Annotated in this window: 3 protein-coding genes; all 3 read left to right on the forward strand. The window is 74.1% G+C overall.

Annotation, left to right across the window (positions count from 1 at the left end):
- Positions 1–264, forward strand: a 264-nt coding sequence (locus tag PROKR_RS23145; RefSeq protein WP_036968065.1) for a CGNR zinc finger domain-containing protein, incomplete at its 5' end; no start/stop codon positions are given.
- Between the two features lie 71 nt (positions 265–335).
- Positions 336–1,079 (forward strand): hypothetical protein, encoded by a 744-nt coding sequence (locus tag PROKR_RS23150; protein ID WP_051433270.1) that lies wholly within the window; start codon positions 336–338, stop codon positions 1,077–1,079.
- Positions 1,080–1,109: 30 nt separating this feature from the next.
- Entirely contained in the window at positions 1,110–1,601 is a 492-nt protein-coding gene (locus tag PROKR_RS23155; RefSeq protein WP_036968068.1) for a hypothetical protein, read from the forward strand.
- Positions 1,602–1,729: the final 128 nt, after the last annotated feature.

Raw genomic sequence — 1,729 nt, forward strand, 5'->3', positions numbered from 1 at the left:
CGCGCCTCGTTCGACGCCGACGGCGGCCTGCGGCTCACCGCCGCGGGCAGCGACTTCGAGCGGGGGATCGCCGGGGTGCTCGACGCGATCCGCGCCAGCACGGCGGCGGGCGAGTGGGAGCGGCTCAAGGTCTGCGCGCGCGACACGTGCCGCTGGGCGTTCTACGATGCCTCCCGCAACCACGCCCGGCGCTGGTGCTCCATGGCCGGCTGCGGCAACTACGTCAAGATGCGCCGGCGGGCGGGGGAGCGGGCGCGCGCCTGACGGCACGAGCGTGACAGAACAGCCCCGGCCGCGCCGCCCTGAACAGCCGCGAGATCTGCCAGGATGCCCCCGTGACCAGTTACTTCGCCCGGTACCAGGCCGGTGAGCACGACGACGTGTGGCGCGACCTGCGCGCCCTGGGACAGGCGGCGTTCGACGGGCCGCACCGCGAGGACGCGCGGGCCGTGGCCCGCGAGATGGGCGTCCGGGCGCGCCGCAACGTCGAGACGATCGTCGACCGGCTCCAGGCCGACGGCTTCGTGGCCGAGCGCAACGACGACGAGGCCACGCCGCGCCCGGCGCACTTCCCGCCGTCCGACGGTGCGGCCGACCTCGCCGACTGGCTGGAGGAGACGTTCGCGCCGTTCCCGATGACGGTGTCGGCGTGGATCCGCGAGGTCGGGGACGTGTGGCTCGTCGGCGCCCACCCGCGCTGGCCGCAGAGCGTGCTCGCGGACCCGCTGGTGGTCGAGTTCGAGCACAGTCTGTACGGCGGCGGTTCGCGCGACTACTACGCCGAGGAGTGGCAGAGCTGGCAGGACGACTCGGACCCCGACGACGACGCCGAGCCGTTCCAGCTCGACTTCGCCCCCGACGCCCTGCACAAGGCCAACATCAGTGGTGACGGCCCGTACGGGATCCAGCTGCCGGGCGTCGGCGTCGACGGGCTGGTGGGCCCGACGCTCTGGTTCGTCGACGACCTCAACGACGCGTTCGCGGCCGGCGGGTTCCCCGGCGCGCTGCACGAGGAGGGCTACGTGGACCCGCCGGCCGGCCTGCGCGAGGGCCTGGCGCGTGACCTGCTGAGGCTCTGACGTGCGCAGTCATCCGGCAGGGGGAGCCGCATGAGCGCCGTCGACGACGCCCCGCTGGGCCTCGTTTTGCACCAGGACGCCACATGGTCGGTCCAGATCCCGGCCGAGCCGGCGGCACGCGACGCCCGGGTGATCGGCTACCTCCACGACCCCGCGGAGGCCGAGATCGTCGAGCTCACCGACGACGGCTCCGTCGCCGTGCTCACGGCCCAGGGAGAGCTGCACCCCCTCAACGGTTCCCGCGAGCAGCTCGACGAGTTCGTCGCCGCCTTCGCGGAGTACCTGGACAGCGGTCCGCGCCCGACGCCGCCCACCGTGCTCAGCGCCGCGGAGGCCGCCGAGAAGCTCGCCCAGTTCCGGGCGGGCGAGATCAAGCCTCGGCCCGCGCCGATGCCCGAGCGGTCCCATCGCGACCGGGTGCGGCGGCTGCGCCGTCGGCTCGTGACGGTCGAGAAGCCCGCCCTGAAGCCGGGATCGTGGTGGCACGCCCAGCTCGAACAGGCCCGGGACGACCTCATCTAGGCCTTGGTCCGACAGCCCTTGGCCAGAATCTGAGCCCCGGTCAGAACAGTGCGTCCTGCTCCGCGCCCGGACCCGTCCCCGCCGGCGCGGCCACGGGAGAGGCGCTCGCGGTCGCGGCTGCGCCCGCC

Source organism: Promicromonospora kroppenstedtii DSM 19349, assembly GCF_000515355.1.
Taxonomy (GTDB): Bacteria; Actinomycetota; Actinomycetes; order Actinomycetales; family Cellulomonadaceae; genus Promicromonospora; species Promicromonospora kroppenstedtii.

Excerpts from the sequence above, each read along its gene's own strand:
- PROKR_RS23155 (WP_036968068.1), top strand. The coding sequence starts at position 1,110 with ATGAGCGCCGTCGACGACGCCCCGCTGGGCCTCGTTTTGCACCAGGAC.